The organism is Bradyrhizobium erythrophlei (genome assembly GCF_042430365.1).
Taxonomy (GTDB): domain Bacteria; phylum Pseudomonadota; class Alphaproteobacteria; order Rhizobiales; family Xanthobacteraceae; genus Bradyrhizobium; species Bradyrhizobium erythrophlei.
In genome coordinates, this window is sequence record NZ_JBHMET010000055.1 from 1 (window position 1) to 25,345 (window position 25,345).

24 protein-coding genes and 1 pseudogene are annotated in these 25,345 nt (G+C 65.6%); 13 read left to right on the top strand and 12 right to left on the bottom strand.

The features are described 5' to 3' along the window. The 3 genes and pseudogenes from ACFFWD_RS09580 to ACFFWD_RS09590 form a co-directional block, all read left to right on the top strand. A pseudogene (locus tag ACFFWD_RS09580) lies at window positions 1–196 on the top strand (ISAs1 family transposase); the annotation flags it as partial. Between the two features lie 74 nt (window positions 197–270). Beyond that, window positions 271–1,359 carry a branched-chain amino acid ABC transporter permease gene (locus ACFFWD_RS09585; protein ID WP_376964185.1) on the top strand — a complete coding sequence of 363 codons (1,089 nt, stop codon included), beginning with the start codon at window positions 271–273 and terminating at the stop codon, window positions 1,357–1,359. A gap of 217 nt (window positions 1,360–1,576) precedes the next feature. Further along, window positions 1,577–2,473, top strand: a complete 897-nt coding sequence (locus ACFFWD_RS09590; protein ID WP_376964188.1) for a dihydrodipicolinate synthase family protein — start codon at window positions 1,577–1,579, stop codon at window positions 2,471–2,473. A 129-nt stretch (window positions 2,474–2,602) separates the two neighbouring features. On the opposite strand, the gene ACFFWD_RS09595 is transcribed toward ACFFWD_RS09590, so the two are convergent. Beyond that, window positions 2,603–3,532: a LysR family transcriptional regulator gene (locus ACFFWD_RS09595; protein WP_376964191.1), complete on the bottom strand. Its 930-nt coding sequence runs from the start codon at window positions 3,530–3,532 to the stop codon at window positions 2,603–2,605. Between the two features lie 133 nt (window positions 3,533–3,665). Here ACFFWD_RS09595 and ACFFWD_RS09600 point away from each other — a divergent pair, with 133 nt between their 5' ends. Both ACFFWD_RS09600 and ACFFWD_RS09605 read left to right on the top strand, forming a co-directional pair. After that, window positions 3,666–4,541 carry an ABC transporter substrate-binding protein gene (locus ACFFWD_RS09600; RefSeq protein WP_376964194.1) on the top strand — a complete coding sequence of 292 codons (876 nt, stop codon included), beginning with the start codon at window positions 3,666–3,668 and terminating at the stop codon, window positions 4,539–4,541. Window positions 4,542–4,750: 209 nt separating this feature from the next. Continuing rightward, a complete protein-coding gene (locus tag ACFFWD_RS09605) occupies window positions 4,751–6,799 on the top strand; it encodes an NF038122 family metalloprotease (RefSeq protein WP_376964197.1) in 2,049 nt (682 codons plus the stop codon). A 97-nt stretch (window positions 6,800–6,896) separates the two neighbouring features. On the opposite strand, the gene ACFFWD_RS09610 is transcribed toward ACFFWD_RS09605, so the two are convergent. The 3 genes from ACFFWD_RS09610 to ACFFWD_RS09620 all read right to left on the bottom strand — a co-directional run bounded on the left by ACFFWD_RS09610 (window position 6,897) and on the right by ACFFWD_RS09620 (window position 8,993). Beyond that, window positions 6,897–8,066: a PepSY-associated TM helix domain-containing protein gene (locus ACFFWD_RS09610; RefSeq protein WP_376964200.1), complete on the bottom strand. Its 1,170-nt coding sequence runs from the start codon at window positions 8,064–8,066 to the stop codon at window positions 6,897–6,899. 232 nt (window positions 8,067–8,298) lie between these two features. Beyond that, window positions 8,299–8,814, bottom strand: a complete 516-nt coding sequence (locus ACFFWD_RS09615) for a hypothetical protein (protein ID WP_376964203.1) — start codon at window positions 8,812–8,814, stop codon at window positions 8,299–8,301. 2 nt (window positions 8,815–8,816) lie between these two features. After that, window positions 8,817–8,993, bottom strand: coding sequence for a hypothetical protein (locus ACFFWD_RS09620; protein WP_376964206.1), 177 nt, complete (start codon window positions 8,991–8,993; stop codon window positions 8,817–8,819). A gap of 99 nt (window positions 8,994–9,092) precedes the next feature. On the opposite strand from ACFFWD_RS09620, the gene ACFFWD_RS09625 reads away from it, so the two are divergent. Then, the gene (locus tag ACFFWD_RS09625; protein ID WP_376964209.1) at window positions 9,093–9,719 is read left to right on the top strand and encodes a TetR/AcrR family transcriptional regulator; all 627 of its coding nucleotides are present in this window, start codon (window positions 9,093–9,095) and stop codon (window positions 9,717–9,719) included. A gap of 196 nt (window positions 9,720–9,915) precedes the next feature. Here ACFFWD_RS09625 and ACFFWD_RS09630 read toward each other — a convergent pair whose 3' ends face one another. Then, window positions 9,916–10,287: a hypothetical protein gene (locus ACFFWD_RS09630; RefSeq protein ID WP_376964212.1), complete on the bottom strand. Its 372-nt coding sequence runs from the start codon at window positions 10,285–10,287 to the stop codon at window positions 9,916–9,918. 341 nt (window positions 10,288–10,628) lie between these two features. On the opposite strand from ACFFWD_RS09630, the gene ACFFWD_RS09635 reads away from it, so the two are divergent. From ACFFWD_RS09635 to ACFFWD_RS09660, 6 genes are all read left to right on the top strand, one after another. Continuing rightward, window positions 10,629–11,888: an aromatic ring-hydroxylating oxygenase subunit alpha gene (locus ACFFWD_RS09635; protein WP_376964215.1), complete on the top strand. Its 1,260-nt coding sequence runs from the start codon at window positions 10,629–10,631 to the stop codon at window positions 11,886–11,888. After that, window positions 11,888–12,382 (top strand): aromatic-ring-hydroxylating dioxygenase subunit beta, encoded by a 495-nt coding sequence (locus ACFFWD_RS09640; RefSeq protein ID WP_376964218.1) that lies wholly within the window; start codon window positions 11,888–11,890, stop codon window positions 12,380–12,382. The genes ACFFWD_RS09635 and ACFFWD_RS09640 overlap by 1 nt, the downstream gene beginning before the upstream one ends. A gap of 242 nt (window positions 12,383–12,624) precedes the next feature. Then, window positions 12,625–13,419 (top strand): enoyl-CoA hydratase/isomerase family protein, encoded by a 795-nt coding sequence (locus ACFFWD_RS09645; protein ID WP_376964221.1) that lies wholly within the window; start codon window positions 12,625–12,627, stop codon window positions 13,417–13,419. A 3-nt stretch (window positions 13,420–13,422) separates the two neighbouring features. Further along, window positions 13,423–14,175 (top strand): SDR family NAD(P)-dependent oxidoreductase, encoded by a 753-nt coding sequence (locus ACFFWD_RS09650; protein WP_376964224.1) that lies wholly within the window; start codon window positions 13,423–13,425, stop codon window positions 14,173–14,175. A gap of 1 nt (window position 14,176) precedes the next feature. Further along, the gene (locus ACFFWD_RS09655; RefSeq protein ID WP_376964227.1) at window positions 14,177–15,112 is read left to right on the top strand and encodes an alpha/beta hydrolase; all 936 of its coding nucleotides are present in this window, start codon (window positions 14,177–14,179) and stop codon (window positions 15,110–15,112) included. Then, entirely contained in the window at window positions 15,109–16,302 is a 1,194-nt protein-coding gene (locus ACFFWD_RS09660) for an acyl-CoA dehydrogenase family protein (protein WP_376964230.1), read from the top strand. The genes ACFFWD_RS09655 and ACFFWD_RS09660 overlap by 4 nt, the downstream gene beginning before the upstream one ends. A gap of 69 nt (window positions 16,303–16,371) precedes the next feature. Here ACFFWD_RS09660 and ACFFWD_RS09665 read toward each other — a convergent pair whose 3' ends face one another. From ACFFWD_RS09665 to ACFFWD_RS09695, 7 genes are read right to left on the bottom strand one after another with little or no spacing between them, the layout of a single operon-like run. Next, window positions 16,372–17,529: an ABC transporter substrate-binding protein gene (locus ACFFWD_RS09665; protein WP_376964233.1), complete on the bottom strand. Its 1,158-nt coding sequence runs from the start codon at window positions 17,527–17,529 to the stop codon at window positions 16,372–16,374. Between the two features lie 30 nt (window positions 17,530–17,559). Further along, window positions 17,560–18,606, bottom strand: a complete 1,047-nt coding sequence (locus ACFFWD_RS09670) for a branched-chain amino acid ABC transporter permease (RefSeq protein WP_376964236.1) — start codon at window positions 18,604–18,606, stop codon at window positions 17,560–17,562. Further along, the gene (locus ACFFWD_RS09675) at window positions 18,606–19,478 is read right to left on the bottom strand and encodes a branched-chain amino acid ABC transporter permease (protein ID WP_376964238.1); all 873 of its coding nucleotides are present in this window, start codon (window positions 19,476–19,478) and stop codon (window positions 18,606–18,608) included. The genes ACFFWD_RS09670 and ACFFWD_RS09675 overlap by 1 nt, the downstream gene beginning before the upstream one ends. Then, a complete protein-coding gene (locus tag ACFFWD_RS09680) occupies window positions 19,479–21,413 on the bottom strand; it encodes an AMP-dependent synthetase/ligase (protein ID WP_376964241.1) in 1,935 nt (644 codons plus the stop codon). Beyond that, complete coding sequence (locus ACFFWD_RS09685; RefSeq protein ID WP_376964244.1) at window positions 21,413–22,207, bottom strand: ABC transporter ATP-binding protein; 795 nt, start codon at window positions 22,205–22,207, stop codon at window positions 21,413–21,415. Before ACFFWD_RS09685 ends, ACFFWD_RS09680 begins: the two co-directional genes overlap by 1 nt. After that, window positions 22,204–23,058, bottom strand: coding sequence for an ABC transporter ATP-binding protein (locus ACFFWD_RS09690; protein WP_376964247.1), 855 nt, complete (start codon window positions 23,056–23,058; stop codon window positions 22,204–22,206). Before ACFFWD_RS09690 ends, ACFFWD_RS09685 begins: the two co-directional genes overlap by 4 nt. 5 nt (window positions 23,059–23,063) lie before the next feature. After that, a complete protein-coding gene (locus ACFFWD_RS09695; protein WP_376964250.1) occupies window positions 23,064–24,377 on the bottom strand; it encodes a phytoene desaturase family protein in 1,314 nt (437 codons plus the stop codon). Between the two features lie 264 nt (window positions 24,378–24,641). Between ACFFWD_RS09695 and ACFFWD_RS09700 the strand changes: the two genes are divergently transcribed. Further along, window positions 24,642–25,265 carry a TetR/AcrR family transcriptional regulator gene (locus ACFFWD_RS09700; RefSeq protein ID WP_376964253.1) on the top strand — a complete coding sequence of 208 codons (624 nt, stop codon included), beginning with the start codon at window positions 24,642–24,644 and terminating at the stop codon, window positions 25,263–25,265. Window positions 25,266–25,345: the final 80 nt, after the last annotated feature.

Here is a 25,345-nt window from a genome sequence, read left to right on the forward strand (position 1 = left end):
GCTCGACGTCACCCTCGATGAGGACCTTGCCCGCAACCGCAAGGACAACGGACCGGCCAACCTGGCCGTGCTCAGGCGGCTGGCCCTCAACGTCGCCCAAGCCCACCCAGACACGACAATCTCCCTGCGCGGTAAGCTCAAGCGCGCCGGGTGGAACGATGCCTTCCTCTTCGAACTCCTCGGCCACATGCGATAGCCCTGCGGGCGACCGGGGGCGGGGCCGTCGCGCTCCGTCACCTTCTTCCCTCACACCACGGGATCTCGTGAGACATGACTTCGCAGGCCTTCATGGCGCAGTTGACGATCGGACTGATCAGCGGCTGCTTCTACGCGATGCTGAGCTTGGGGCTGGCGATCATCTTCGGCCTGCTCAACATCATCAATTTTGCCCATGGCGCCCAATTCATGATGGCGGCGTTCCTGACCTGGATCGGCCTCACGCAGCTCGGCCCGTGGCTTGGCCGGCCCGATCTCCAGGTCGGCTTCTGGTGGGCGCTGCTGCTGGCGCCATTCCTGGTCGGGCTGGTCGGCATGGCGATCGAGCGCGTGTTCCTGCGCCGCCTCTATCATCTCGACCATCTCTACGGGCTGCTGCTCACGTTTGGTTTCGCGCTGGTGATGGAGGGGCTGTTCCGCTACGGCTTCGGCGTGTCCGGACAGGGCTATGAGCCGCCGGAGGTGCTGCAGGGGCCGGTCGATCTCGGCTTCATGCTGCTGCCGAAGTACCGTGTGTTCGTGGTGGTGGCCTCGCTGCTGGTCTGCCTCGGCACCTGGTATCTGTTCCTGCAGGGGATTCCGCGCGGCACGCTGCTCGGGCTCGTCGACCTCTCCTCGGACACCGCGATGTACTACCTGACCACCGCGCTGTTCGCGGCGGGTTTCCTGCTGGTCTATCGCATCATCCACTCGCCGTTCGGCCAAGTGCTGCAGGCGGTGCGCGACAACGAGCCGCGGACCACCTCGCTCGGCTACGACACCGACCGCTTCCGCCTCCTCGCCTTCGTGCTGTCGGCATCGATCGCCGGCTATGCCGGCGCCATGAAGGCGCTGGTGTTTCAGCTGGTGTCGCTCAACGACGTCTCGCTGCACACCTCGACGGAGGCGGTGCTGATGACGCTGCTCGGCGGCGTCGGCACCATCTTCGGCCCGCTGCTGGGGGCGGCGCTGGTGGTCGGGCTGAACAACTACCTCGCCACCATCGGCGATCTCGTCACCGTGGTGATCGGGCTGATCTTCATCCTGTGCGTATCGTTCTTCCGTCGCGGCGTCGTCGGCGAGTGGCTGGAGTTTCGGCGCCGGGCCGCGCCGGAGCAGGCCGGTGATGCGCGGTCGGCTGTTGCCGTGACCAAACCCGCCTAGAGCATGATCCGGAAAAGTGTGAAGCGGTTTTCCGAAATGATCATGCTTAAACAAGAAGCTAAGGCGCGACGACGATTCAACCTGATCTCATCGCGCCTTAGCGGATCCGTTCCAAGCTTTCGTCCGCCATGCCTGCTGCCGACGCGTGTGCGGGACCGATCGATGATCGCAAAAGTCGGCGCTTCCCTTCAACATAGACTTAACAGGAGAACAGACCATGTGGAGCGGTGTCATTCCCGCCGTCACGACCAAGTTCAACGCCGACGGCGCTCTCGATCATGCGGAGATGGAGCGCTGCTTCGATCTGCAGATGAAGGCAGGCTGCGACGGCCTGATCGTGTGCGGCTCGCTCGGCGAAGGACCGATGCTCAGCCATGACGAACGCATCGCGGTGTTGAAGACGGCGCAGTCGGTGGCCGGCGGCAAGCCGGTGCTGCTGACCGTCTCTGAAGCGGGCAGCCGCGAGGCTTGCGCGCTGGCGCGCAAGGCGGCGCAGGCCGGCGCCTCGGGACTGATGGTGGTGCCGAGCCCGATCTACCACACCGATCCGCGTGAGACCGTATCAGCCCTGCGTGCGGTGGCCGCGGCGGGCGATTTGCCGGTGATGATCTATTCCAACCGCGTCGCCTATCGCGTCGACGTCACCCCGGAGCTGATGGAGGAACTCGCCTCCGATGCGCGCTTCGTCGCCATCAAGGAATCCTCCGACGACATCCGCCGCACCACCGAGATCATCAACCGCCTCGGCTCGCGCTATGCGGTGCTGACCGGCGTCGACAATCTGGCGCTCGAGGCGCTCGCCGTCGGTGCGGTCGGCTGGGTGGCGGGTCTGGTTTGCGCCTTCCCGGCGGAGACGGTCGCGGTCTACCGCCTTATGAAGGCCGGCCGGATCGAGGAGGCGCTTGCGGTGTATCGCTGGTTCCGTCCGCTGCTCGACCTCGATGTTTCGACCTATCTCGTCCAGAACATCAAGCTCGCGGAAGCGATCGCCATCGGCTCGACCGAACGTGTCCGCGCGCCGCGCATGCCGCTTGCCGGGGATCGTCGTGCGGACGTCGAGGCGATCGTGCGTCAGGCACTGGCGAGCAGGCAGCCGCTGCCCGCTGCGGCGTAAGCAGGACAAATCCCGACATCCCGGCGCATCGCTTGCCGGGATGTTCTTCCATTGAGGCGCGTGTCGTTTCCAGGAGGGGGCGAACGAGGATCGGCCGATCTCGATACGGAACGGGCAGCCGTCGCCGAATCACGTCCGTCGTGCGAACAGGCTAACGCACACCTGGCGCAGCCAGCGGTGCCCGGGATCGCGGTGATAGCGTTCGTGCCAGTATTGCGCCACCGCGATCGGCGGCATCGCCACCGGCAGCCGGAACGTCGCAAGCTGCAGCCGGTCTTTCAGCAATTGCGCGAGGTTGGTCGGCACGGTCGCTACCCCATCGGTCTCGGCGGCGACCAACGCAGCGGCGGTGAAGCTCGGCAGCCGCAGCAGGATGTGGTCGGCGGCAACAGCGGCTTCGATGGTTTGCTGGGCGACCTGATGCGCGGCGTGCCCGGTGTCGGACGCCGCCACGAGGATATGCCTTGCGGTGCGAAACTCGGCGAGCCGCGACAGCCGCTGCCGCTTCGGATGATCGCGGCGCACCACGCCTGAGTAGCCGTCGGTGTAGAGCAACTGGCGACGAAGATCGCGCGGCGCCCGGGGATAGGCGCCGAGCGCGAGGTCCGCCTCGCCGCTGCCGAGCTTGGCCTCGAAGTTGCGCGAATCCAACAGCTGCGCCTCAAGCTTCAGTCTGGGCCCGGCCGCCGTGAGATGCGCGGTCAGTGGCGGCAGGAAGCGGACCATGCCGACATCGCTGACCAGGACCCTGAAGTGACGTTCCGAGGCTTGCGGATCGAACGGTAGGGTGACCGGATGCGCCAGGCCGTCGGCCGCGCTGAGCAGATCGCGCAGCGGCGTCAGGATCTCGGAACCCTTCGGCGTCGGCCGCATCGCCTGACCGTGGCGCACCAGGAGCGGATCGCCGAAATGCGCGCGCAGCCGCGCCAACGCCTTGCTCAGCGTCGGCTGGGTGGTGTCGAGCAGGGCCGCCGCGCGCGTCAGGCTGGCTTCGCTGAGCATCACCTGCAGCAGGCGCAGGTCACGCAAGTGCAGGCCTGCATCATTCTCTTTCGGCATGACCATCATTCCAGCTGCGGCATCGCCAGAGAGTGAGCCCAGGCCTAGCCTTCGGTCAAGGCAGATCGGCGAGGCGCCAACGCGCCGGCCGCAAGCAATGCGCCAGCAACGGCGCCAGCGTCGGAGGAACGCCATGGCAATGTTCAAGATCGAGCCGCATTTCAGGCTGCAGGAGTGGGTGGCGGAGGAGAAGGGCTATTTCCGCGCCGAAGGGCTCGACTACGAGTTCAAGGAGTTCATTCGCTCGAGCGGCGGCGCCCACCACGTGACCGGCGCGAGCGGAGCGTTCCAGAGCATCGAAAAGGGGCGGGAGTCCAATATCACCTGCGCCTGCCATTGGACCGTGAACGTGGCGGCCTCGCGCGGCCATACCAAGCTGTTCGCCGATGCCTATTCGGTGGCGCCCTCCGGCATCTTCGTGCCATCAGACTCGTCGATCGAATCGCCCGCCGATCTCGCCGGCGTTGCGGTCTCGGTCGGCTTCCAGTCCGGCAGCCACTACGCCACGATCCAGGCGCTGGAAGCCTATATACCGCGCGAGCAGATCAAGCTGTCGTTCGGCGAGGGCATGCTGTTCAGCCGCATGGAGGCATTCTTCGATGGCAAGGCCGCGGCCGCCACGCTGTTCGGCGGGCCGTATTACTTCGCCGAGCAGCTCGGCTTCCGCAAGATCATCGACACTACCTTCATGATCGGCGCCATGATCAACGGCGATCCCGACATGGAGGACGTGCGAAAGTATTTTCAGGCGTTGCGGCGGGCGCAGCGCGACATCGATCTGCGGCCCGAGCTCTACACCCACTATTACAAGATGGAGTTTCCCGAGCGATTCCACGCCGCGATGGATACGCGGCGCTGGGGGCCGGGCGAGCGTATCGTGTTCGAGCCCTACAGCCGCGATGTGTTCGAGCAGTCGTTCGAGTGGATCAAGAGCCACGAGATCTTCGCGCCCGACAGCATGGGCGCCGGCAATTTCGAGCAGGCGACATTGTCGCTCGCGCCGCGCTGAGGCGGGCGGGAGAGCGACCGGCAGCCGGCTACGCCGGCTGCAAACGCGGGTCCGCAGACGCTTGACCGCGCCGGAGGATGGTTAATCAAAACTTGCCTGAGCCCCGAGCCACCGTGACGCAATGTTAACCCTTGCCTGCTAGTTTCGCAGCCAGTGACACGACCGGCGCGGCATCGCGGTCGTCGTGTGTGGCGTGGCAAGGGCGTATCATGGTTTCGAGTGTCGGTGGCCTGACGGCAGGCCAGATTGGCCAGCTGCCGACCAGCACCGTGTCGCAATTGACCAGTGCCGACATTACGCCGTTGACCACGACGCAGGTCGCCGGCTTCACCGCCGATCAATTGAATTCGCTGTCGCCGTCCGCGATCGCGGCGTTCAGCCCGTCGCAGATCGGCGCCATTTCCTACACGACCTTCCTCGCGCTCTCCGGCGCGCAGACCTCAAATCTCACCGCAACCGAGATCGGCGGGCTCTCGGAGCAGCAGGTTCAGACGCTGACGGCCTCGCAACTCAACGGCCTCGGCGCGAGCGACCTGAACGCGTTGAACGTCGCCAGCCTGACCACGGCGCAGGCCCGCAGCCTGGACTCTACCGCAATTGGCAATCTGTCCGCGGCGCAAGCCGACGCGCTGATCGCGTCGCATCCGCGCGCGTTGTCGTCGAGCCAGATCGGCGCTTTGACGACAACCCAGCTCAACGGCATCTCGCAGGCGTCGCTGCAGACGCTCGATGTGAGCGCGCTGTCGACCACGCAGCTTCAGGGCCTGACGACGGCGACCGTCGGCAATCTGGCGTTCTACCAGCCGCGGGGATTGTCCCTGACCCAGATCGGCGCGCTGACCGCGACCCAGACCGCCGGGCTGTCGCGTGCCGCGGTCGAGCAATTGACCGATGCGCAGGTCGGGTCGCTGAGCGCGTCCGCCGTGGCCGGCCTGTCGCAGGCCGGGATTGCGGGGCTTGGCGCAAGCCAGATCCGCGCGCTGTCGGTCACCGCGCTCAACAGCCTGTCGACGACGCAGATCGGCGGCTTCTCCACGGCGCAGACCAACGCGCTGACGGCGCGCCAGCTCGACGGCCTCAGCCAGGCGAATTTCAGCGCGCTGGATGCCGGCGATTTCACCACCGCCCAGTTGCAGAGCCTGGGTACCGGATTGACGAAACTGAGCGCTTCGCAGATCAGCGGGTTGTCGCGCGTCCAGCTCGTCGCGCTCGATCCGTCGCAGCTCGGCAGCCTCAGCGGCGGCGCGGTCAGTGGGCTCTCCAACCAGCACCTTGCGGAATTGTCGGCGCAACAGACCGCATCGCTGCTCGCCAACCAGGCCAACAGCCTGTCGGTCGCCCAGATCTCCTCCTTCTCGGCCAAGCAGCTCTCGGCGACGACGGTCGTCGGCGTCGCCAACGGCTTGCAATTCAACCTGTCCTGGGGCGCGAGCACGGCGAATGCGCCGACCGGTTTCCGCAATGCGGTTGTCGCCGCCGCGGCCGGCCTCGCGACGGAATTTTCCAACAACGTCGTGGTGAACATCCAGGTCGGTTACGGCGAAGTAGCCGGCCAACCGGTTTCGCCGGGTGCTGCCGCACAGAGCGTCAGCTATCAGCGCGGCGTCAACTATTCCGCACTGGCATCGGCGATCCAGGGCTATGCCGGCAATTCGGCAATCCAGGCCACCGCCGCAGCGAGCCTCGGCGCAAGCGACCCCACCCATGGCGGCTCATTCGCGATCTCGAGCGCGCAAGCCAAGGCGCTCGGCCTGTCCGGCGCAAGCGCAAACCTCGATGGTTACATCGGCCTGTCGAGCGCGCTGTCGTTCGAGTTCACCCAGAACGCTGCCTCCGGCCAGTTTGACGCGATCGGCGCCATCCAGCACGAAATCACCGAGGTGCTGGGCCGCACTGCATCGGTCGGCAGCGGTGGCAATTTCACCGTGCTCGATCTCTTCCGTTACACCTCGACCAACAACGCCGATCCCGCGGCGGGAACGCCGGTCCGCGCCCTGGCGCGGCAGGGCGGCAACTTCGAATATTTCTCGATCGATGGCGGCCACACCAATCTCGGCGGCTTCAACTCGTCGACCGGCAGCGCCGACTATGGCGACTGGAACAGTACGGTGGGTTCCGACCCGTTCGGGTTCAGCTTCCCTGGTGTCACCGAGCCGCTGAACGGCAACGACGTCGTGGTCATGGCTGCGCTCGGCTGGAATCCGACGTCCCACGGCGTGACCCACGCCCAGGCGGCCGCGACCTACGCGCTGGTGTAACGCACGAACCGGTATTGACACGGCACGCACGGTGACCGCGGTCAATATCGGCCAGCTGTTCGCCGGGAAGCGCGCGCCGTAGCTTGAGACGCTGATCTCATTCGCCCGGAACAAGGCTCAGCGGCTTTCGCGCCAGGCGTCGATGCCGGCGGCGCGAGAGGTACAGCAGAAAGCCCGTGACGGTGAACAGCGGCATCAGCGCCGCGGCCAGCATGAAGGCGAGCTTGCCGGGCCAGCCGAGGATGGCGCCGCGGTGAATGTCGAGCACGCCGGCGAGGACGCGCTCGCCGAACGTCTTGTCCGCGTAGAGATCCGATGAGATCGCGCGCCCGGTGACGGCATCGATGCGGAATTCGTCGCGCACGCTTTCGAGCGTTGAATCCTTTGCCCATGACCTGACACGGACCGCGGTGCCCGCGCCGGCGGCCGGCAGTGTCAGCTGTGCTGTTGTGAAGCGGCTGCCCTGGTCGTGCAGGAAGGTCGACCAGGCGCGGTCGAAGGTCAGCGGCCCCGTATCGGTCGCGGCAGCACCGCGCGGCGCCTTCGGCTGCTTCGCCGTCACGGCCGAGGGGCGCGCCAGCAGCCAGTTGGCGCTGCCCTTGTACCACTCGAACGAATACCACAGGCCGGTGAGCGTCGTTACCAGATAGACCGGCAGCACCCAGGTGCCAACAACCGCGTGCAGCGAGCGGTGCAGGCCGCGACCACGCAGCACGAGATTTGGCTTCAGCCACATCCCCACGCTGCCGGCGCGGTGCGGCCAGCGCAGCACGAGCCCTGAGATCAGCATCACGATCAGACAGAGCGCGGCCACGCCGGTGATCGTACGGCCATAGCCGTTGCCGTCGCCCGGCAACAGCAGCCAGCGATGCAGCTTGCGGACGGTTGCGAAGAACGCCTCGCCACACGGCGAGCCGAGGATGTGGCCGTCATGGGGGTCGACATAGACCGAGGACGGCTGCGCGCCGTCCCCGGTGCGGGCGAAGCGGATGCGTACCGCGGCCGCTGGATCGCTCGCCATCGTCACGGCGGAAACCTTGCCGAACTCGGTCGGCAACCGCGCCACCAGTTCGTCCGGCGTCAGCCTTGGCGCTGCGCGCGCCTCGACCCGTGTCATCGAGGCATTGAGGCTCGCCTCGATCTCGTCCTCGAAGCTCATCGTCGCGCCTGATATGCCGATCAAGGCCCATAGCAGCGCGAGCGTAAGCCCAACGACGGAATGGACCTGCAGCAGGACGGCCTTGCTCGTGCGCCGGGCTTCACTCATCGACGCCGGCCTCCCTGATCAGGGCGATGCGCCGGCCGTCAGTGTCTACAGTCACTTCCACGACTTCCAAGTCCGCCAAGATTCACGACGGCGCGTCTAGCAGCCGCGGTGCCTGGAAAGAACCGTGCCGGACTTGAATCTCTCTAAGGTGCGGTATCGCGTAGAATGGTTTGAAATCGATCACGCGCGATGCGGCGTCCGCCTCGATGAGCGCCGCCGGCGCCCGCCAGGGTTACGGCGAAAAGCGCTGCTCGAACTGCTTGCGCCATCCATAGCGTGTGGTGCCTGGAGGCTTGTAGATTGAGAGCACCAGAGTCACGAGCAGCACGCAGAGGCCGCCGGCAGCGTGGACCGCAAGTTGAACGCCTGCCTCGCGAAGAGCAACGTAAGGCAAGGTCTGCTCGCAGGCGAGGCGGGCGGCGCGATCGATCAGTGGGATCTTCAGCAGCAGAATCGTGACCGCGAAGACGGTGAGCAGCAACTTTACCACGATCCAATAGTGCCGGAACAAACCCCAGGGCGTGCCGAGTGACTGGATGAGACCGCTCAAGAGGGCGGCGATCGCCAGTGGCACGACAACAAAGCGGGCGATCACCTGCATTGCCGGATAAGCCGCGCGAATCATCTGCGTGTCCTGGCCTGCAAGTACCGCGATCGCGAGCGCGAGGAACGCCGCGATCGACCCCAGCAGCCCGACTGAGGACGTCACATGCAAGGCGAGCGCGAATTTGCGCAGGCGTGGCGGCATCCTCAGTGGTTGCCTTCCGGAGCGGTGCTGTGGTGGTGGCTGCCGAACGCCGGCGGGCCGTAGCGAGGTGCGCCGCCGAAATGACCGAGCGCGATGACCAGCAGGACGAACGCGCCGACGGCGAAGGCGAACATGCGCAGCCAGTGCGGCGCGCCCGGATAGGATGGTGGATCGGTCATGCGGGACTGCTTCCCAATTGCGAGACGTGGACGCCGCGTGCGATAAGAGACAAAGGGTCCAGAATTCGTCAACGAACAGTTCGCCACGAACGTCCGTTAGTGGACATCGCGGCCGATATGTCCGGAAATGGTGTGAGCATGGCCAAGAGGCAGATCGACCGTCGCGTCGCGCGGACCCGGGCGTTGCTGCAGCAGGCCCATGTCTCGTTGATCCTGAAAAAAGACTACGAGGCGATTACAGTCGACGAGATTTGCGAGGCGGCGAATGTGGGCCGCTCGACCTTCTATGCGCATTACACCAGCAAGGACGACCTGCGACGGAGCGGCCTTGAGCATCTGCGAAGGCAGCTCGTTGCGCGGCAGGTGGAAGCAAGGACAGCAGCACATGCCCGGGATCGAAGCCTGGGTTTCAGCCTCGCCATGTTTGAGCATGCCCGCGACCATCTCGACCTCTACAAGGCGCTGGCTGGTGGCCGTGGCGGTGCGGTCGCGCTGGGCACCATTCGCCAGATCCTTTCTGATCTCATCCGCAACGAGCTTGCGGCGACCAACGACCGGACGTCGACAGACCATATTCCGCGTGAGGCGGTCGTCCAATATGTCGTCGGTGCCTTCATGGCGGTGATGACATGGTGGCTTGACGGTGGCGCGAAGCTGCCGCCTCAGCGCGTGGATGCGATGTTTCGACGCCTGGTGACCGAAGGCATCCTGCACGCGTTTCCGTGAGAGGTGGTCTTTCGTGCTACGCCGCGGTTGGCGTCGCCTGGCGAGCCGCCAACGACGTTACGGCATCCAATGCAAGCACGCACGTGTGCGCGTCAAAGCGTCGCAGAATTTGACTCCTGCGATAGCGACCAATTCATCGCTCGGGTCCGTGTGCCTGGAGCCAGCGCAACTCAACGCGCACCGAGCGACGTGCGCATCACGACAACGCCAAGCAGACAGGCGTCGAACTGATCATCCCCGCGCTTACGCCGTCGCGCGCCATCGATTCGATCGTGGTCCAGTTCTCGCGAAAGATCCTGGTCGCTTCGATGGCGCTCTCCGCCTTGATCGTCAGGCTGCACGCGCGTCTCGCGCCGTTGCTCGCCAGCTGAAAATAGAAAACGTATCCGGACGAATCCGCGCTGAGTGCGCCCGACGGTCTCTGCTGCATGGAGGCTGTTCCCCAAGAGTGTTTTTGTCGCCCCATTGCAAAGCAGGATCGGACCACGATGCGGCGCGATCGTGATTCAAAATCCGTAATCGACTCGATTGCGGATTTTTGTCCGGCGGTGTTGCCGAGATTCAACACGCGTGGGGAACCCGGCCACGCTTCATCGGCCGGATCGGCGCGCGATCGAGGCGCGGCTCCATTGCCATGGAGTCGTTTCGCGCTCCGGAGTGTCTGAAGATGACCATGCCCGATCGGCCGCGCAGTCTCCGATTCGCGCCAAGCGTGGCGAGCGCCGCCGAAGTGGCATCCCGCCGGCCGTCAGGGGAGGTTAGGACGCCGCCGCGGGGAGGGCTACAAAACTCCTTGCGGAGGCAATCAGTGTCGGCTATAATTCGAACGGTCGGTCGGATTATTATTTAAGGCGCGGCTCCGAGGCGCCCGGCGAGGGGGGCGGGACACGCGCCGTGGGAGGTCAGGCGATGAACGTCGTGCCGCGGATATCGCAATGGAATGAATTGATCCGGCCCGACCGGGTGCACGGCTCGCTGTATACCGACCCCGCGATCTTCGAGGCCGAGCTTGCCAACATCTGGTACCGCACCTGGGTCTATGTCGGGCACGAGAGCGAGGTGCCCAACGCCAACGACTACGTCGTCAAGTCGATCGGCCCGCAATCCGTGATCATGACGCGCGACGAGCAGGGCAAGGTCAACCTCCTGCTCAACCGCTGCTCGCACCGCGGCAACCAGGTCTGTTCCTTCGAGCGCGGCAATGCGCGCTCCTTCACCTGTCCGTTCCACTCCTGGACCTTTGCCAATGACGGCCGGCTGGTCGGCTATGCCTTCCCGGACGGCTACGAAGGCCAGGACAAGTCCCGGCTCGCGCTCGGGCGGGTGACGCGCGTCGAATCCTACCGCGGCTTCGTGTTCGGCTCATTCGCGTCCGATGGACCGACGCTGAAGGAACATCTCGGCGGCGCGGCCGAGACCATCGACCGGTTGGTGCGTACCTCGCCGGAAGGCGAGGTCGAGATCACGGCGGGCTTCCTCAAGCATCGCGTCAAGGCGAACTGGAAATTCATCCTCGAGAACGAGTGCGACGGTTACCATCCCGCCTTCGTGCACACCTCGATCTTCGGCGTTGCCGACAGCATGATCGGCAAGCTCTATGGCGGCGCCTCCACGGCACTTACGCGCGACTACGGCAACGGCCATACCGAGATCGACCTGCGTCCCGAGTTCCGCAAGCGCGACGCGCCGATGAGCTGGTTCGGAACCAGCGAGGAGCGGCTGCCTGACTATGCGGCGCGGATGAAGGCGGCCTATGGCGACACCGCGGCGCGCGAGATCATGATCGACGGCACGCCGCATGTGATGATCTTCCCGAACCTGTTCATCGCCGAGATCCAGATGTTCGTGATCCAGCCGCTTGGCGTCGATGACAGCGTGCAGCACGTCACCGCGCTGCAGTTCAAGGGTGCGCCCGACCTGAACCGCCGGCTGCGCCAGCAGACCATGGGCTCGGTCGGCCCGGCCGGCTTCCTGCTGGCCGACGATTCCGAAATGTACGAGCGTTGCCACCGCGGCGTGCTGGCGCGCAATCCGGAATGGATATTCCTCGGCCGCGGCGAGAAGCGCGAGCGGCGCGACGAGCTCGGCTTCACGGTCGGCCACGTCACCGACGAGGTGCCGTCGCGCGGCATCTGGAGCCACTACCGCAAGCTGATGGAGCCTGTCTGATGCTGTCGCGCGAGAGCAGCGCCACCTTGATGAACGCCGTCACCGCCTTCCTCTATCGCGAGGCGCGGCTGCAGGACGAGCATCAATACGAGGCCTGGGAAAAGCTCTGGACCGAAGACGGCGTCTACTGGGTGCCGGCCAATGGCGCCGACATCGACCCGGAGCGGGAAATGTCGATCATCTACGACAACCGCTCGCGGATCGCGCTGCGCGTCCGCCAGCTGATGACCGGCAAGCACTTCACCCAGACGCCGCAGTCGAACCTGCGCCGGCTCGTCTCCAATATCGAATTGCTCGACGAGCAGCCGGGCGGCGACATCGTGGTCGCCAGCAACAGCCTGATCTTCGAATCGAGCCTGCGCGACGACACGCTGTGGGCCGCGCGCAACGAATACCGGCTGCGTCATGTCGATGGCGAATTGCGGATGGCCTACAAGAAGGTCGTCCTCGTCAACAATGACAAGGCGATCTACACGCTGTCATTCCTGGTTTAGGAAAGGCGATCGCGTATGAGATTCGAGTGGCAACGGCATCGGCACCAGGCTCCCTCTCCCGCTTGCGGGCGAGGGCTGGGGTGGGGGTCTCTCCGCGAGTCATATGGAGGAGATAGCCCCCACCCGGATCGCATCTGCGATGCGATCCGGCCTCCCCCGCAAGCGGGAGAGGCGACGGCAGCCGGGGGACAAACTCCGCAGACGTCATATGCGATTGTCCCGCTGCTCAAGGGAGTCTGGCCATGATCGACAAGGGACCCGTTCTGCTCGATATCACCGACGGCATCGCGCGGCTTCGGCTCAACCGGCCTGACGCGGCCAACGGCATGAGCGTCGAGCTGCTCCGCGCGCTGTGCGACGCCATCATGGCCTGCCACGGCCATCCGGATCTGCGCGTGGTGCTCTTGAGCGGCGAGGGTGCGAACTTTTGCGCCGGCGGCGACGTGCGCGCATTCGCGTCGAAGGGCGAGAAGCTGCCGGCTTACATTCGCCAGGCCACGGCCTACCTGCAGAACGCGGTGACGGGCCTGTTGCGGCTCGAGGCGCCGGTGATTGCTTCGGTGCAGGGCTTTGCGGCAGGCGGCGGTGGCTTTGGCCTTGTCTGCGCCTCCGACATCGTCGTCGCGGCGGAATCGGCCAAATTCCTCGCCGGCGCAACGCGGGTGGCGATGGCGCCGGATGCCGGTGTTTCCGTCACGCTGTCGCGGCTGGTGGGCTTGAGGCGCGCGATGTCGATCCTGCTGACCAATCCGGTGATCTCGGCGACTGAAGCGCTGCAGATAGGTATCGTCACCAAGGTCGTTCCCGACAATGATCTTGCCGACGCATCGCTGGAGCTGGCACGCGAGCTGGCGGCCGGCGCGCCGAAGGCGCTCGCGGCGACCAAGCGTTTGGTCTGGGCCGGTACCGGCACCAGCATCGAGCAGTGCCTGTCGGAGGAGGCGCGCACGGTCGCCGAACTCTCGGGGATGGAAGACGCGCGCGAGGGCCTCGCGGCCGTGATCGAGCGGCGCAAGCCCAACTTCACAGGGCGCTAAGGCGTGGCCGCGCCGTTACCATTCGGGCGTCTCGATGGCCGCCGGGCCTTCGTCTCCGGCGGCGCGCGCGGCATTGGCGCTGCGATCGTGCGGAGCTTTGCGGGGGCGCGCGCGCGTGTCGTGATCGCCGATCTCGACCTTGCGGCGGCGTCTGAGCTTGCGGGCGAGGTGGGCGCGCTGGCCGCAAAGCTCGATGTCAGCGATGCGACCGCGGTGCAGGCGGTGGTGGCGCAGCATGGCCCGTTCGACATCCTCGTCAACAATGCCGGCGTCGACCAGCACGCCTTCTTCACCGACACCACCGCGGAGGATTGGACGAAGCTCCTTGCGGTCAATCTGTTGTCGGTGCTCGCCTGCACCCACGCCGCATTGCCGGCGATGCAGGCGGTGCGGTTCGGCCGCATCATCAACATCACGTCGGAAGCCGCGCGGCTGGGATCGAAGGGCGGCTCGGTCTATTCCGCGGCCAAGGGTGGCGTGATCGCCTTCACCAAAAGCATCGCGCGCGAGAATGCGCGCTACGGCATCACCGCGAATGCGATCGCGCCGGGACCGATCCGCACGCCGATGCTGGAGCAGGCGGTGGCAAAAGGCGGCGACAGGATTTTACGCGCGATGACGGACGCGACGTTGCTCGGCCGGCTCGGCGAACCGGAGGAGGTGGCATCCGCCGCGCTGTTCCTCGCCTCCGATCAGGCGGCCTACATCACCGGTGAAACGCTCGGCGTCTCCGGTGGCATGGGGCTCGGCGGTTGAGATGCGCGAGGCGGCCGACGATATCGCGATGACGCCGGTCGACCACGCGATCGAGCGGCTGCGATCGGTCTATCGCAACTGGACCCGCGACACGACGGTTCAGCAGATGCGCAGCGATTGGGACGCCGCCTTCGCCGGCTGTTCGGTGCCGGTGCTGTGCCGGCAGGTCTCGGCGGGCGGCGTCGACGGCGAGTGGATCGTGCCGGCAGATGCGCCGCACGACAAGGCGATCCTCTATTTCCACGGCGGCGGTTTCCGCATCGGCTCGGTCGCCTCGCACCGCGACTTGATCGCGCGGATTGCCGAGGCCAGCGGCTGCCGCGTGCTCGCGATCAACTACCGCCTGGCGCCGGAACATCGTTTCCCGGCCGCGCTCGACGATGCGCTGGCGGCGTATCGCTACCTGCTGGATCAGGGCCTTGGTGCCGCCGACATCGCCTTCGCCGGCGATTCCGCCGGCGGCAATCTCGCGCTCGGCGCGATGCTGGCCGCGCGCGACCTCGGCCTGCCGCAGCCGGCCGCCGCCGCGCTGATGTCGCCCTGGACCGATCTCGCGGCGACCGGCGCAAGCTACGAGAGCAGGGCCGAGGCCGATCCGATCCATCAGCGCGCGATGATCCTGGCGCTCGCCAGGAACTACCTCGGCGCCGACTGCGATCCCCGTCATCCGCTGGCCTCGCCACTCTACGCCGATCTGGCCGGCCTGCCGCCGCTGCTGATCCAGGCCGGTGACAGGGAAACCGTGCGCGACGATTCCGCCGAACTCGCTGCCAAGGCGAGGGGCGCCGGCGTCGACGTCGAGCTCACGGTCTGGGACGGCATGATCCATGTGTTCCAGCTATTCCCCGACATCCCAGAGGCGCGAGCGGCGATCGCCGGCCTCGCAGAATTTTTGCGCCGACACCTTCACATCACACCCGCGAAAGCGTCACAATGAACGTCATGACTTCAGGTCCGCGCCAGCTCAGCGAAGCCGAATTCCGCTTCTCGGAACAGCCCAATCTTCCGGAGGAGCTGCGGATACTGCGCGAGCAGGTCCGCCGCTTCGTCGAGAAGGAGGTGGTGCCGCATGGCGAGGCCTGGGAGCGCGAGGGCAAGATCCCGCGCGAGATCTTCCGCCGCATGGGCGCGCTGGGTTTCCTCGGCATGCGCCATTCGGCCGACTATGGCGGCACCGACATGGGGCCGCTGGCGTCGATGGTGTTCGCGGAGGAACTCGGGCGCTCGAGCTTCGGCGGCTTCACCTCGTCGACGCTGGTGCACACCGACATGTCGGCGGTGCATATCACGCTGCGCGGCACGCCGGAGCAGAAGCAGAAATATTTGCCGGCGATCATCCGCGGCGAAACCATCTGCTCGATCGCGGTGACCGAGCCGGACGCGGGCTCCGACGTCGCCGGGCTGAAGACGCGCGCGGTGCGCGACGGCGATGCCTGGGTGATCAACGGCTCGAAGATGTTCATCACCAATGCGGTCTATGGCGACATCCTGATTGTTGCCGCGCGCACCGATCCGCACGCCAAGGGCAGTCGGGGCATCTCGCTGTTCATCGTCGAGCGCAACACGCCGGGTATCGCGGTGACGAAGCTCGACAAGCACGGCTGGCTCTGCTCCGACACCGCCGAGATCGCCTTCCAGGACGTGCGGGTGCCGGCCGAGAATCTGCTCGGCGAGCAGAACAAGGGTTTCTACGGCATCATGGAGACCTTCCAGAACGAGCGCATCTGCATCGGCGGTATCTGCGCCGGCGAATCCGCCAAGGCGATCGAGCTGACGACAAACTACGTGAAGACACGGCAGGCGTTCGGCGGGCCGCTCTGGAACCAGCAGGCGGTGCGGCTGAAGCTTGCCCAGCTCGCGGCCAAGGCCGCGGCGGCGCGCCAGCTCGCCTATCATGCCGCCGAGCTTGCTGCGGCCGGGCAGGAATGCCTGCGCGAGGTCTCGATGGTGAAGGCGCTGTCGCCGGAGGTGCTGCACGAAGTCGTGCATGGCTGCCTGCAACTGCATGGCGGCAGCGGCTTCATGCGCGGCACGCCGATCGAGCGCATGGTGCGTGACGCCCGCGTCCTGACCATCGGCGGCGGCGCCACCGAGGTGATGCTGGAGGAAGTCGCGAAACGGATGTGAAGGGGTGGTCGCTGCCCGGACTCCCCTCTCCCGCAAGCGGGAGAGGTGAGGGGGGACGCGGAACCAGCCTCACTTCACTGGCTTGAAGCTCAGCGTCGCCGCGTCGGCCTGCATGATCTGCAGCTTCTGGTTCGAGAAGCGGACGCCGGGGCCGAAGCTGATCGGGGCCATCACGCCGGTCTCGACATTCTTGGTCTTCTCCAGCTCGCTGATGGTGCAGGCCCAGGTCGGCTGCCTGCCGCAGCGCTCGATCGCGGCGATCAAGACCTTCGCCGCGGCGTAGCCGGTCATGGTGTAGCGGTTGATGCCCTTGAACTCGGCCTCCGACACCAGCGGCCTGGCTTTTTCGAGGAACGCCTTGCCGGCCTCGCCCGCGAACGGCTCGACATAGTCGACCGCATAGATGCCGTCGCCGGCCGGGCCCATCAGCTTCAGCACCGGCTCGATGCGGCCGGGCCAGAAGATCCCGGTCACCGGCTTGACGTTGAGCTTCTCGAGCTCCTTCATCATCGCGATGTTCTCGGCGATGATGCCGCCGGCCAGGAACACTTCGGCGCCGGAATCCTTCAGCTGCAGCATGTCGGACGAGAAGTCCTGCTGGCCCTTCTTGTAGTTGCCGCTGTAGACGACATTCAGCTTCTTGGCCTTGACCACGGAGTCAAAACCGTCGCGCACGGTGATGCCGTAGTCGTCGTCCTGCGTGATCAAGCCCCATTTCTTGCCGGGGTTCTTGTCGGCGAGATAGTTGACGAGATGGATGATGCCTTCCTCGTAGGGTTGGCCGATCACGAACACATTCTTGCGCGGCGGCTCCCAGAGGAATTTCACCGGCGCGACGTCGATGACGGTCGGAATCCCGGATTTCTCAAGCACCGGCATGACCGCGATCGACTGGCCCGAGCCGGAGATGCCGATCATCGCGAAGACCTTGTCGACGTCGATCACCTTCTTGACGCCCTGGATGGTGCGCGCGGTGACGTAGCCGTCGTCTTCAAGCACATATTTGATCTTGCGGCCGTTGATGCCGCCGGCGGCGTTGGCCTCCGCGATCGCTATTCTGTGGCCGATCGAGGCGGCGACGCCGAGCAGCGCGGGCGGGCCGGTCAAAGGCTCGACGTCGCCGATCAGGATCTCGGTGTCGGTGATGCCGGGGTCGGCGGCGATCGCCGGACCTGCAAGGCAGGTGGCGGACAGTAGCAGCGATGCCGCCGCGAGGTGCTTGATCATCGTCTCCTCCTCATGGTGTGCTTTTTTTGGTCAGTAGCGCAGCGGCCAGTGCACCCAGGTCCGCTTGATGTCGTGCCAGGCGCCGACCAGCCCACGCGGCTGGAAGCGCAGGAACAGGATGATGACGAGCCCGTAGAGCATGCTCTTCAGCTCCTGCGCGCCGGTCGTGAACGTCGCGTCCATCTGCGCGCTGAACAGGCTGAAGACGAGCCGGGTCGCCTCCGGCAGCAGCACGATCAGGATGGTGCCGAGCACGGCGCCGAGCGCCGATCCCAGTCCGCCGACGATCAGGATCGCCAGTGCCTCGATCGAGAGCAGGAACGGAAAGCCTTCGACGCTGACAAAGGACAGATAGATGCCGTAAAGCGCGCCGGCGATGCCGGTGATGAAGGCGCAGGTCGCGAAAGCGAACAGTTTGTAGGCGTGCAGGTTGATGCCCATGACGCGGGCCGCGGTGTCGTTGTCTCTGATGGCAACGAAGGCGCGGCCGACGCGGCTACGGCGGATGTTGAGGGTGGCAAACAGCGTCAGCACGGCGACGCCGAGGCAGAGATAGGTGAAGGCGGTATCGCCCTCGAAGCTGATGCCAAGAATCTCCGGCCGCTGCACCTGGATGCCGCGGGCTCCGTTGGTGAGCCAGCGCATCTCCAGGATCACGGTGTTGATGATGAAGGAGAAGGCGAGCGTGGTGATGGCGAGGTAGAGCCCTTTGAGCCGCAGCGACGGCGCGCCGACGACGAGGCTCGCGAGCGCCGGCACGACGCCGGCGCCGAGGAAGCCGATCAGCGGCGGCATGTGGTACTTGGAGACCAGGATCGCGTAGGCATAGGCGCCGGTGACGAGAAAACCGACATGGCCGAGCGAGATCAGGCCGGTGTAGCCGGTCAGGATGTTGAGGCCGAGCGCGCCGGTCACCGTGATCAGGATGATGGTCAGGAACGACAACGCATAGGAGTTCAGCACATGGGGCGCCACGATCAGCGCCAGCACCAGCACGGCCGACCACAGCCAGACCGGCGGAGAATCGATCAGCGCGACGAGTTCGCCATACGTCTGCTTGTAATCGCCGGTGCGCATCAGACCCTCTCGATGTCGCGTTCGCCGAAGATGCCGAACGGGCGGATCATCAGCACGACGATGATCATCGCGAAGCCCGCGACTTCCTTCATGCCGGAGCCGAGATAGCCGCCGGCGAGATTCTCGGTGATGCCGATCAGGAGGCCGCCGATGCCGGAGCCGAGCACCGCATCGAGGCCGCCCAGAATCGTCGCCGGAAAGGCCTTCAGCCCGAGCTGGAACATCGCCGGCGACAGGTCATAGGACAGCGCAAAGAACACCCCGCCGATGCCGGCGATGACGGAGGAGGCGGCCCAGGCCAGCGCGTGGATTTTTGTGGCGCTGATGCCCATCAACAGCGCGGTGCGGTCGTCGGCCGCGACCGCGCGCATCGCAACGCCGATCTTGCTGTAGCGGAAGAACGCCCAGATCGCGGCCAGCAGCAGGAGCAGCGTCGCGATGACGGCGATCTGCCCGGTGCGCACGCCGATGCCGCCGAAATGCACGATACCGCGGCCCATGCCGATCTCGAGGCCGTGCGGATAGGCATCCCAGATGAAGTTGATCGCCGAGCGCAGGATCACCGCGAGCCCGATCGTCACCATCACGGTCGCGAACACAGGTTCGCCCAGCATCGGCCGCATCACCACGCGCTCGATGACGACGCCGAGCACGATCGCGCCGAGGATGGCGCCGGCGGCGACGACGAACACGTTGGCGCTGACCGTGGTCGAGATCGTCCAGGCGATATAGGCCGTAATCATGGTCATCTCGCCCTGGGCGAAATTGACCAGCCCGGTCGACTTGTAGATCACCGCAAAGCCCATCGCGATCAGGCCGTAGATCGCGCCGATCGCAAGGCCTGAGATCAGGAGCTGCAGGAGATACTGCATTCAGCCCTCCGCCGGATAGATGATGGCAAGCTCGCGCGCGAACTTCTTCTCGATCATGGCGCGGCGCACCTTTTGGGTTGCAGTCAATTCGCCGTCGTCGTGGTCGAGCTCCTTTTCGAGGATGGCGAAGCGGCGGATGTTCTCGACCCGGGCGAAGCGCTTGTTGGTTTCGCCCACGATGCGCTCGACCAGTTCGTGCACCTCGGAGAGTTGCGACAGCGACTTGTAGTTGGTGTAGGCGAGTGCCCGGTCGCGGGCCCAGCGGCCGACATTGTCGTAGTCGACCTGGACGATGGCGCCGAGATACTTTTTGGCCTCGCCGACCACGATCGCTTCCTTGATGAATTCGGAATCCTTCAGGGCGTTCTCGATCTCGGAGGGGGCGATGTTCTTGCCGCCGGCGGTGATGATGATGGCCTTCTTGCGATCGACCACGGTGATCTCGCCATTGTCGAGCACCTCGACGATGTCGCCGGTGCGTAGCCAGCCGCCCGGCTCGAGCGAAGCGGTCGAGGCCTTCTCGTCGAGGAAATAGCCCTTGAAGACGCCGGGGTTGCGCAACAGGATCTCGCCGTCGCTATCGAGCTTCCATTCGGTTCTCGCGAGCGGCAGCCCGCAGCCGCCGAGCCGGTGGTGGCTTGCGCTCTGGATGAAGGCGACGCCGCCGCTCTCGGTGAGGCCATAGCCCTGCGACACCGGGCGGCCGATGATGTCGAAGAAGCGCAAGGTCTCCGGCGAGATCGACGCGCCGGCGCAGAGCCGGTGGCGGCTATAGGCAAAGCCGAGATGGCGCTGCAAATTGCGGAACATCAGGACATAGAGCAGCCCGTAGGCGGCGCGGTCGAGCAGGCTCTCCTTGCCGGATTGCCGGCGGTCGGACAGCACGCGGCCCAAGGCGAGGCAGGTCCTGGTGAAATGCTGGCGCAGCGCGCCGCTTTCGCCGAGCTTGAACAGGAAGCCCTGCTGCAGCTTCTCATAGATGCGGGGAACGCCGACGAAGAAGGTCGGCGCGATCTCGCGGATGTTGACCGCGACCGTGTCGATCGATTCGGCAAAGCTGACGGTGCCGCCGAGCGCGAGGTGCGTCACCATGCCGTAGCAGCGCTCGGCGACGTGGCAGAGCGGCAAATAGCTCACCGCCTCGAACGGCTTGTCGGCGATGCCGACGGCTTTGGCGTAGGTGTAGGCCGCGTACACCAGATTGCGGTGGGTGAGCATCGCGCCCTTGGGCGGGCCCGTCGTACCCGAGGTGTAGACCAGGATGCAGACGTCGTCGGGCGCGCCTTGCGTGATCAGGCGATCGAGCGCCGCATTCGCTTCAGGATTTTCCAGCGCATAGGCCATGCCGCGCGCGCACAGCGCCTCGAACGACATCAGTTCCGACTGGCGGTAGTGCCGCAGCCCCTTCATGTCGATGCAGACGATGGCCTCGAGGTCGGGCAGGCCGCCATTGTTGGCGATGGCGTCCAATACCTTGTCGGTCTGCTCCTGGTCGCCGGTGACGACGATACGGGCGCCGGAGTGCTTGACGATGTATTGCAGCTCGACCCAGGGATTGGTCGGATAGATGCCGACGGCGACTGCACCGATCATCTGGGTGCCGAGATCGGCGTAAAACCATTCCGGTGTGTTCTCGCCGGCGATGGCGACGCGGTCGCCCGGCTTGATGCCGAGCGACAGGAGGCCAAGCGCGACCGCGCGCGCAGTTTCGTAATAGTGGCCCCAGGAATAGGGATTCCAGATGCCGTAGTCCTTCTCGCGCAGCGCCAGCGCGTCGCCATGCATCGCGGCGCGCTGCCGCAGCATTTGCGGGATCGTGATAGCGGCGTCCTGCAGCGCGTTGCGGAAGGCGTTGGCATCGGTCGCCGGCGCCGTGTGTACGGCGTCGGCTTGGAGCGGTGGATGGGCGGTGCGCAGGTTCTCGAGCGTCGTCATCAGCTGCCCGCCCTTGCGAGTGTTCCGGCGCGCTGCCCGCCGAGATAGGCTTCCGCGACCGCAGGATCGCGCCTGACCTCATCGGGCGTGCCTTCGGCGATCTTGCGGCCGAAATTGAGCACATGGACGCGGTCGGAGATGTCCATCACGATCCGCATCTCGTGCTCGATCATCAGCACGGTGATGCCGAGCTCGTCGCGGATATCCAGCACGAAGCGGGCGATGTCCTCGGTCTCCTCCTGGTTCATGCCGGAGACCATCTCGTCGAGCAGCAGGATCTTCGGCTCCGAAGCCAGCGCACGCGCGAGTTCGACGCGCTTCTGCTGGCCGTAGGAGAGGGTGCCGACGACCGCATCGCGGACATGTTCGATCTCGAGGAATTCGATGATGTGCTCGACGCGCTGCCGCGCCGCGATCTCCTCGCTGCGGGTGCGACCGAAAAAGATCACGGCATCGAGCACGTTCGAGCGCAGATGGCTGTGGCGGCCGGTCAGGATGTTCTCGACCACGGTGCCGTGCTTGAACAACGCCAGGTTTTGGAAGGTACGGCCGATGCCGGCGGCGGCGAAACGCCAGGGCGAGATCGTCGCAAGGTCGACGTCGTCGAAGGTGATACGGCCGCCGCTCGGCCGCAGCACGCCCGAGATCATGTTGAACAGCGTGGTCTTGCCGGCGCCGTTCGGGCCGATCACGCTGCAGATCTCGCCGCGTTCGACGCGCAGGCTGACATCGGCCACGGCCTGCAGGCCGCCGAAGCGCTTGGAGAGGTTCTCGATCGTGAGCAGCGCGGTCACGACAGCCACCGCTTGCGGCGCTTGTAGTGCTTGACCTCGCGCAGGCTCTTGCGACCCGTGGAGGAGACGCCGAGGTAGAATTCCTGGACGTCCTCGTTGGCGGTCAGCTTTTTCGCCGTGCCGTCGAGCACCACGCGGCCGGTCTCGAGGATGTAGCCATAATCGGCAATGTCGAGCGCGCGCTGCGCGTTCTGCTCGACCAGCAGCACCGTCATCTTCAATTCGTCGCGCAGGCGGAGGACCACCTCATAGATACGATCGATGATCAGGGGCGCGAGCCCGAGCGAGGGCTCGTCGAGCGCGAGCAGGACCGGATCGGTCATCAGCGCGCGGCCGATCGCCAGCATCTGCTGCTCGCCGCCGGACATGTAGCCCGCGATCTGGTCGCGCCGCTCGTAGAGCCGCGGGAACAGGGCAAACACCTTGTCGCGGCGCGCGCGCGCCTCGGCGCCGGTCTTGGTGTAGCCGCCCATTTGCAGGTTTTCATCAATCGTGAGGGCGGCGAATACGCGGCGACCTTCCGGCACCTGCACGATGCCGCGGCGGACCAGCTCGTCCGGCGCGAGATCGTGCACGTCGTTGCCGCGGAAGCGGATGCTGCCGTTCTCGATCACGCCTTCCTCGGTGTAGAGGATGCCGGACATCGCCTTCAGAAGCGTCGACTTGCCGGCGCCGTTGGAGCCGAGCAGCGCAACGATGCCGCCCTCGGGTACCGCGATCGAGACGTCGCGGATCGCCTCGATCGCATTGTCGTAGACGATGCGGATGTTGCGGAACTCAAGCAGGCTGTCGTGCCCACCCATCGTCTGAGGCGCGGCAGACGGTGTCCGGTGCGGGATCGTGGTCGGCATCGCGCTCAGACCCGGCTCGCCTGCGGCACGTGCGGGCGCGCGGCGAGGATCGCGTCGGTCACGATCTTCGCGGTCTCGGCGCAGGCCTGCGTGCCGCCATTGCCATACTGTTTGACCGCATCGCCGACGCACCAGAGGCCGTCGATCCCGGTCTCGCGCGGCAGATCGTAGCCGGCGCAGCTGCGTTGCGCCGGCCAGTCGTCGCGCATCACCCGGATCGACAGGATCTTGGCCTGGTCGAAATTCTTGAACTGCTCGCGCAGGTCGGCGAGCGCGAGTTCGACTTCGGCGTCCGAGTCGAAATCGCCAAGCGCCGGGATCGGCACGGCATAGGCGACATAGAGATGCCAGCCGGGTGGCGCGAGCTCGGGACAGGTCGCGGTGAGGTTTGCCATGTTGCAGAGCCGGCGTGTCTTGCCGAAGGTCACGATGCCGGGATGGTTCACCAGCGGCTCGCGGCTTGCGATGTTGATGACGATGTTGGCGGCGGGACGCAGGTCGTTCCGGACCTTCGCGACATATTCTGCCGGGAAGGCCGCCTCGCCCGCGAGCGCGACGGTCGCTTTCGGCCCGGCATTGCTGACGACGAGATCGGTGTCGATCCGCGTCGGCGTGCCGTTGCGAAGGACCGTCACACCTGTGACCCGGCCGTTCGCGGTGTGGATGTCGGTCGCCGGCGTGGCGAGCCAGATGTCGCCGTTGCGCCGGACCGCGGTCGCAAGGCTATTCCAGACGCCGATCGTTCCTTGCGGGCAGAAGCCGAATTTCTTGAACGCGCCCTTGCTGGTGAAATAGGTGAGGAAGGCCCGCGCCGGCAGCTCGGCGGCGTTACAGGCGAAGATCGCCGCACACAGGTTGCGGAAGAGCGCGTGCACGGTGGCGTTATTGGTGTAGCCCTTGAGCCAGTCCTCGGTCGATTGCCGCCCGTCGGGCAGATTGCCGGATCGGGCGTCGGCGAATTTCTCCAGGATGCGCGAGGCCTGCTTGGTCAGCTGTCCGAGCAGGAGAGACCAGCCGCCGCGGCCGACGTCGATCAGCTTGCCGTCGATGAAGAAGGAGCTGGCAGGTTCCGGCGCGCGGATGTCGAGCGGCGCGCCGACGGTGTGGAACGTCTCCTCGAACACGCCGCCGAATTCGATCGCGATCGCGCCGATATTGACCTTGAAACCGTCGATTTCTTCAGTCGAGGCGCGTCCGCCAAGCCGGGCCTTGTCGTCGACGACAAGCGTGTTCAGGCCGCCATGGGCCAGCCGCGCCGCGGCGCACAGCCCGCCGGCGCCGGCTCCGATCACGACCGCATCGACCCTCTGAGCATCCACGAACAGCCTCCCTCGATGCCGCGGATTGGTTCCGCGTGCCTGCGATCTGCTTGCCTGATGGAGACGACGATAATATAATCCGACCGGTCGTTCAAATTATTTTTTGACGCAGATCAAAAACCGGTCCCGGGGTGTTGCGACAGTTCTCGTGGATGGCGGCTGCAAAGGCGCCAGCGTCGGGCGCGCCGGTAGTATAGAGAGGCGGGAGTCGCCCAATCCGGGCGATGCCTGTCTTGCAAGAAGGCTTGGACAAGAGAGACGGTGATGGCGCGGACGCGCTCGGAAAACTACGACGACATTCAGCGGGGGATCCTCACCACCGCCTGCGGCCTGTTCGCCCGGCAGGGCTACATGCGCGCCTCGATCGCTGACCTCGCCGACGCCTGCAAGCTGTCGCGCGGCGCGCTGTACCACTATTTCGATTCCAAGGAAGCGATCCTGTTCGCGATCCTGGACGCGCATATCCGCGAGATGATCGCGGATGTCGAGGCCGCGATGGCCGGCAAGTCGACGACGCTGGAGCAATTTCGCGCCGCGATCCAGGCGATCGTGGAGCTCAATGCGCGCTCGAGCGACGAGCAGCGCGTGATCCTGAACGACCTGTCGTTCCTCGGCGAGACCGAGCAGGATGCGATCAAGGCGCTGGAGCGCCAGCTGGTCGACACGATTTCAGACCTTCTGATCCGGCTCGACAAGGAAGGCAAGATCGTCAAGCGCACCAAGAAGATCTACAGCATGATGCTGTTCGGCATCTTGAACTTCAGCCACACCTGGTACGATCCGAAGGGCGGGATCGATCCCAGGGAGTTCGCCGACATGGTGGTGGACCTGTTCCTGTACGGCTTCACCATGCCGCTGCCGGCGAAGGCCCAGCGCCAGCGCGCCTGAGCCGATGTCACTGAGGCATTGCACCGCGTCCTTTGGCCGCACCTTCTCGTCCGATGTGCAACTCAGGAAAGCGGGCTGTT

What these genes read in the sequence shown, in the direction of transcription:
- ACFFWD_RS09585 (WP_376964185.1), top strand. Translation starts at nt 271, where the DNA reads ATGACTTCGCAGGCCTTCATGGCGCAGTTGACGATCGGACTGATCAGC.
- ACFFWD_RS09590 (WP_376964188.1), top strand. Translation starts at nt 1,577, where the DNA reads ATGTGGAGCGGTGTCATTCCCGCCGTCACGACCAAGTTCAACGCCGAC.
- ACFFWD_RS09595 (WP_376964191.1), bottom strand. Translation starts at nt 3,532, where the DNA reads ATGCCGAAAGAGAATGATGCAGGCCTGCACTTGCGTGACCTGCGCCTG.
- ACFFWD_RS09600 (WP_376964194.1), top strand. Translation starts at nt 3,666, where the DNA reads ATGGCAATGTTCAAGATCGAGCCGCATTTCAGGCTGCAGGAGTGGGTG.
- ACFFWD_RS09605 (WP_376964197.1), top strand. Translation starts at nt 4,751, where the DNA reads ATGGTTTCGAGTGTCGGTGGCCTGACGGCAGGCCAGATTGGCCAGCTG.
- ACFFWD_RS09610 (WP_376964200.1), bottom strand. Translation starts at nt 8,066, where the DNA reads ATGAGTGAAGCCCGGCGCACGAGCAAGGCCGTCCTGCTGCAGGTCCAT.
- ACFFWD_RS09615 (WP_376964203.1), bottom strand. Translation starts at nt 8,814, where the DNA reads ATGCCGCCACGCCTGCGCAAATTCGCGCTCGCCTTGCATGTGACGTCC.
- ACFFWD_RS09620 (WP_376964206.1), bottom strand. Translation starts at nt 8,993, where the DNA reads ATGACCGATCCACCATCCTATCCGGGCGCGCCGCACTGGCTGCGCATG.
- ACFFWD_RS09635 (WP_376964215.1), top strand. Translation starts at nt 10,629, where the DNA reads ATGAACGTCGTGCCGCGGATATCGCAATGGAATGAATTGATCCGGCCC.
- ACFFWD_RS09640 (WP_376964218.1), top strand. Translation starts at nt 11,888, where the DNA reads ATGCTGTCGCGCGAGAGCAGCGCCACCTTGATGAACGCCGTCACCGCC.
- ACFFWD_RS09645 (WP_376964221.1), top strand. Translation starts at nt 12,625, where the DNA reads ATGATCGACAAGGGACCCGTTCTGCTCGATATCACCGACGGCATCGCG.
- ACFFWD_RS09655 (WP_376964227.1), top strand. Translation starts at nt 14,177, where the DNA reads ATGCGCGAGGCGGCCGACGATATCGCGATGACGCCGGTCGACCACGCG.
- ACFFWD_RS09660 (WP_376964230.1), top strand. Translation starts at nt 15,109, where the DNA reads ATGAACGTCATGACTTCAGGTCCGCGCCAGCTCAGCGAAGCCGAATTC.
- ACFFWD_RS09665 (WP_376964233.1), bottom strand. Translation starts at nt 17,529, where the DNA reads ATGATCAAGCACCTCGCGGCGGCATCGCTGCTACTGTCCGCCACCTGC.
- ACFFWD_RS09670 (WP_376964236.1), bottom strand. Translation starts at nt 18,606, where the DNA reads ATGCGCACCGGCGATTACAAGCAGACGTATGGCGAACTCGTCGCGCTG.
- ACFFWD_RS09675 (WP_376964238.1), bottom strand. Translation starts at nt 19,478, where the DNA reads ATGCAGTATCTCCTGCAGCTCCTGATCTCAGGCCTTGCGATCGGCGCG.
- ACFFWD_RS09680 (WP_376964241.1), bottom strand. Translation starts at nt 21,413, where the DNA reads ATGACGACGCTCGAGAACCTGCGCACCGCCCATCCACCGCTCCAAGCC.
- ACFFWD_RS09690 (WP_376964247.1), bottom strand. Translation starts at nt 23,058, where the DNA reads ATGCCGACCACGATCCCGCACCGGACACCGTCTGCCGCGCCTCAGACG.
- ACFFWD_RS09700 (WP_376964253.1), top strand. Translation starts at nt 24,642, where the DNA reads ATGGCGCGGACGCGCTCGGAAAACTACGACGACATTCAGCGGGGGATC.